Here is a 4,714-nt window from a genome sequence, read left to right on the forward strand (position 1 = left end):
CGTGGACATGAGCGAGTTCATGGAAAAGCATTCGGTCGCCCGCCTGATTGGCGCGCCGCCGGGCTATGTCGGCTACGAGGAGGGCGGTTATCTGACTGAAGCGGTGCGCCGCAAGCCCTACAGCGTGCTGCTGCTCGACGAGGTGGAGAAAGCCCACCCGGATGTCTTCAACGTGCTGCTGCAGGTGCTCGACGATGGCCGGCTGACCGATGGCCAGGGCCGCACCGTGGATTTCAAGAACACCGTGATCGTCATGACAAGCAATATTGGTTCGCCGATTATCCAGTCCATGGTGGGCAAGCCTTATGAGGAGATCAAGGACGCGGTGATCGATGAGTTGAAAAATTACTTCCGCCCCGAGTTCCTGAACCGCATCGATGAAACCGTGGTGTTCCATCCGCTCGACGCGAAAAACATCGAGTCGATTGCCCGCATCCAGCTCAAGGTGCTTCAGGCCCGCTTGGCAAAGATGGACCTCACGCTCGAAGTGTCCGAGCCGGCGATTGCCGAGTTAGCCAAGGTCGGATTTGACCCGGTGTTTGGCGCGCGGCCACTCAAGCGCGCCATCCAGCAACGGATTGAAAACCCGCTGTCCAAGCTGTTGCTTGAAGGGCGTTTTCCACCCAAGAGCATTATCCCGGTCGATGTGGACCCGATTCGCGACCCCGGGGTGTTCCGGTTTGAGGCGGCGGGGCATTGAAGTTGCTGCGCCGGTGCGACCCGCGTTTCCGCTGTCGGCGCAGGTCCTGATCCGGCCCATAAATGCTGGAATCGTCCTACAACACAGTGTGCTCGAGCGGCCTACCATTGCGTGAATGCCTATCGGATGTGACATGCCAATTTATTCTCTTGCAGCACGCGGCGGCGCCGGAAATTATCCACGCGTCTGGATTCGCTTGGCGGGGCTGGCGTTCGCTACAGCCTTTTCCGCTGGCGTGGCGGCTCAGGACAAAGGTGTCGCCACGCTGGCCCCGGGGACGAGTACCGCCAAGGCCCACCGGGACCCAGTCGAAAAATCGTACCGGAAAATGATACGGGGCATGGATCTCTTTGAAAGGCAGCGAGCCCTGTCGCCTTCCGCTGCGGTGCGCTTCAAGTTGCTTGCGCGCAAGCGAGAGACCGAGATGAATAATATCGAGATGGAGGTGATCGGGTCCACGGTCGCCTTTGCTGTGCCTGTCGCACCAGAGGATCACACCTTTTCGTTGCCGCGCAACCAGCAGGCGTATGACGAAGACGCGCAGGTGATTCCGAACCGAAAGGCGCAAACCATGACCTGGCGCAGTGAAATCCGGACGCCCGGCCTGGAGCCCAATACCCGGCGCCTAGGGGACTTGCGGCTGGAATGCCAGGTGGGAATGGAGGCTGGTTTGGTGTCCAACAGCAGCAATGTGGTCGGTCGCCTGACCCAGGCGATATTCAACAGCCCAGCCTACTGCGACAAAAAAGCGCCCCTCTACCTTTTCTTTTCAGACCGGCCCCTGTTCAGCGTGGCCTTGGTGGCAGGCACCCGCCGCGAGATTCTGGCGATCGACAAGCTCTACGCAGCGGCAAGTGACGATCCCGGTCTGAAAGACGATCTTCCCTATTGTGATTGCGAAGTTCTGGTTGACCGCACCTATGTCCTGCCGCTGGGCGACCGCAGCTGGCCCGACGACACCCTGATAGAGTTTGAATACATGGAAGACAAATGATGACGGGTATGCCAGGAAGGTGGCTCCCGCGCATGGGCCTTGTATTGGCTGGCTGTTTCTGGCTGGCCGGCTGCGCAGGCCCCTTGGGATTTTTTGATTCCCAGGACACCGCACCGCCGTTTCGCGATCCAGGCCTGTCGATGCAAAGCGCGAGCGATTTGGTCGCGGTCGGGAAAGCCAGCAAAGCCGACGTCATTGCGGCGCTTGGCCCTGGCGCCGTAGTCAAGTTCGACAGCGGCTTTGAAGTCTGGGTCTACCGATCAAAGCCGGCTCGCGCCACCGTCTCCAGCGCTGAATTCGTCGTTCTGTTCGGCCCGTCCGGAATCGTCCAGAAAACCCGCATCCGCCCTTCGTACAACACGTCCGCTTCCTGAGCTTGAGCGAGGCAGCGGGTAATCCGTCGGCTGCAGGCTATTCATGGGGTGGGATAATTTGACAAATATCTTGATTTTTGGTGCCACCGGCATGGTCGGTCAGGGCGTGTTTCGCGAATGCCTGCTGGCTGGCGACGTGGAATGCGTGCAGACCGTGGGCCGCACTCCGGTTGGCCAGCATGGCACAAGCGCAATACACCCGTCTCAGCTACGACCTCACGCTGGCCGTCGCGCAAACGCTGGCTCGGTTGAATCCGGGCATGACGTTTGTGTATGCGTCAGGCGCCGGTGCGGATAGCGCTGAAAAGGGCTCAATCATGTGGGCGAGGGTCAAAGGCCGCACCGAAAACGCGCTGTTGCGCCTGCCTTTCAGGGCGGTTTACCTGTTCAGGCCCGGCATCATTCAACCGTTGCACGGCGAACCGTCCAGGACTGGCTCCTACCGTATTTTTTACAGCCTGCTCAAACCGGTTTTGCCGCTGTTGCGTATGCTGATGGCCAAACTGATCCTGACGACCGAAAGTGTCGGCCGTGCGATGCTGGCGGTTGCGCGCAAAGGCGGGGGTACGCCGCTGCGGGAGGCAAGCGCTATCGCCGCGTTGGGCCAATAGCGGTTGCCCCGGCCGCTGGGCAGCCGCAAACCACTATGTTGATTAAAAAGCAGCGGCTTGGGTTCAGTCACCTTCGAGCATTCCCAGCCGTGCCCGCAGGCTGTCCAGCTCATCGAGCAGTTCCAGCGCAAGCGCCGCACCGGCAAGGTTGACGCCCAGATCGCTCTCCAGCCGCAATGCGACGCGTGCCCGCTGCTGCTGCAGGCCGGTGAAATGCCAGTTGTCGGGCGAGCTGCCGGCTGGCGCCAGCACGCCTTCATCAACAAGTTCGACAATCCTGTCGGCCTGCGCCGCGCAGGCGCGGCAGAGGTCGGTCAGGCTCAACTCGGTCTGCTCTTCAAGAATGAAACCCGTGATTTTGGTAATCCTGAGCTCGGCTGTCATGACTTGGCTCCCAGTTTGGCGCGTGGACTGAAGGTGTTGAACTGTTTGGCCATGCCTTCATACAGGGATTTGTCACTTTCGCTGTCGGCGGCGGGCAGCACAATCTGCAGCACAAAATAAAAATCACCTGGCGTGGCGCCCGGCAAGCCGCGTCCCTTGAGCCGCAGCTTGCGCCCGGCAGCAGAGCCGGCGGGAATTTTCACTTCAACCTGCCCGGTCGGTGTCGGGGCCTCCACTTCAGCACCCAGTGCCGCCTCCCAGGGCGCGATGGGCAGGTCCATGTAGACATCGTGTTTGTCCACCCGGTACAGCGCATGCGGGTGAAATTCCACATCCAGGTAGAGATCGCCGGGACTGCCTTCGCCCACACCGGGTGAGCCCTGGCCGGCCAGCCGGATATGTTGACCCGCACGGATGCCTTTGGGAACGGTGAAGGTGATCTGGTGCTCACGCGGGATGACATGGCCCTGCTCGCTCATCTCGGGCACGCGCAGGCTCAGGGTGCGCGTCGTGCCCTTGTAGGAGTCTTCCAGGTCAATTTGTATCTTCGCGTGGCGGTCCTCGCCATTCGCGCTGTAGCTGGTGCGCTGGCCTCTGCTTGCACCGCCGCCCTGCCTCGCGCCGGCAAAGCCCTGGCGGAATAGGGTTTCAAAGAAGTCGCTGTGCTCTCCCGCATCGCCGCTGTTGAATTGCCACTGATCGCCTCTGCCCGGGCGTTCAGCGCCTGCATTCCATTCAGGCGGCGGACGGAAGTCCTGCCCCGCTTTCCAGTTGGCCCCCAGCTGGTCATAGGCAGCGCGTTTTTCCGGGTCTTTCAGGACCTCATAAGCTTCACCGAGATCCGTGAATTGCGCTTCGGCGTTTTTTTCCTTGCTGACGTCAGGGTGGAATTTGCGCGCCAGCTTGCGGTGTGCCCGCTTGATGTCATCAGGCGATGCGTCTCGCGCCACGCCCATGATTTTGTAGTAATCCTTGAATTCCATGGAAGCCCTTTCAGGCAAATGCCCGTCAGCTTGAACGATAGCCGAAAACCGGAATGCGGCGTGTAAGACTTCGGCGCCAGATGCGCGCATGGCCGCGACCCTCTGACAACGCCACCGGCGGAGCGGCTTGACTTGCAGATGCCGGCGCGCACAATCACTCGGGTCCCTTCAATCAAGGGCTTTCATAGATACCAGATTGAGGCCAACCATGACCGCCCGAAATTTCGTCGCAACACACGCCCAGGGTGCCACTTTCAAGCGCGGCCTGCGCTCGTTTTTTGAGTACCGCGATCTTGGGGTCAATCAGGCCACCGGCGGACAGGTCGATGCTCACGTCATCCGCGCCGCTGCGGGTACCGACTTCTCCGGCCAGCCGCACCAGCATGGCACCACCTTTCAGCTCGTTTACATCCTGAAGGGGTGGATCGAGTTCGAGTACGAAGGGCAGGGCAGGGTGCGACTGGAGGCGGGCTCATGCGTCTATCAGCCGCCAGGCATTCGCCATCGTGAGGTTGAGCACAGCGAAGATGTGGAAATGCTCGAAATCGTCATGCCGGGAAATTTCAGCACTGAAGAGGTGGCGTCGGTTGAGGCCTAGCCCGAACGCCAAAACGGAGTCTTGGCCAGCAGATGCACCTGGAATGAATTTGCCGGCCAGACATCAGGCT

6 protein-coding genes and 1 pseudogene are annotated in these 4,714 nt (G+C 60.5%); 5 read left to right on the forward strand and 2 right to left on the reverse strand.

Features of this window, described 5'->3' with window-relative positions; all coding sequences use genetic code 11:
• The 4 genes and pseudogenes from HHJ19_RS12575 to HHJ19_RS12590 form a co-directional block, all read left to right on the forward strand.
• On the forward strand, nucleotides 1-700 hold a 700-nt coding region (locus HHJ19_RS12575; protein ID WP_296907912.1), incomplete at its 5' end, for an AAA family ATPase.
• A gap of 133 nt (nucleotides 701-833) precedes the next feature.
• On the forward strand, nucleotides 834-1,694 hold the full coding sequence (locus tag HHJ19_RS12580) for a hypothetical protein (protein ID WP_296907914.1): 861 nt from the start codon (nucleotides 834-836) through the stop codon (nucleotides 1,692-1,694).
• Between the two features lie 32 nt (nucleotides 1,695-1,726).
• Nucleotides 1,727-2,068: a hypothetical protein gene (locus tag HHJ19_RS12585; protein ID WP_296907917.1), complete on the forward strand. Its 342-nt coding sequence runs from the start codon at nucleotides 1,727-1,729 to the stop codon at nucleotides 2,066-2,068.
• Between the two features lie 43 nt (nucleotides 2,069-2,111).
• Nucleotides 2,112-2,679, forward strand: a pseudogene (locus tag HHJ19_RS12590) (epimerase).
• 63 nt (nucleotides 2,680-2,742) lie between these two features.
• Here HHJ19_RS12590 and HHJ19_RS12595 read toward each other — a convergent pair.
• Together HHJ19_RS12595 and HHJ19_RS12600 are read right to left on the reverse strand one after the other, a co-directional pair.
• Nucleotides 2,743-3,063: a chaperone modulator CbpM gene (locus tag HHJ19_RS12595; protein ID WP_296907921.1), complete on the reverse strand. Its 321-nt coding sequence runs from the start codon at nucleotides 3,061-3,063 to the stop codon at nucleotides 2,743-2,745.
• Nucleotides 3,060-4,046 (reverse strand): DnaJ C-terminal domain-containing protein, encoded by a 987-nt coding sequence (locus HHJ19_RS12600; protein WP_296907924.1) that lies wholly within the window; start codon nucleotides 4,044-4,046, stop codon nucleotides 3,060-3,062. Before HHJ19_RS12600 ends, HHJ19_RS12595 begins: the two co-directional genes overlap by 4 nt.
• Before the next feature lie 208 nt (nucleotides 4,047-4,254).
• On the opposite strand from HHJ19_RS12600, the gene HHJ19_RS12605 reads away from it, so the two are divergent.
• Entirely contained in the window at nucleotides 4,255-4,644 is a 390-nt protein-coding gene (locus HHJ19_RS12605) for a cupin domain-containing protein (protein ID WP_296907926.1), read from the forward strand.
• Nucleotides 4,645-4,714 lie beyond the last annotated feature (70 nt).

It is taken from the genome of Polaromonas sp. (assembly GCF_012927415.1).
Classification (GTDB): domain Bacteria; phylum Pseudomonadota; class Gammaproteobacteria; order Burkholderiales; family Burkholderiaceae_C; genus Polaromonas.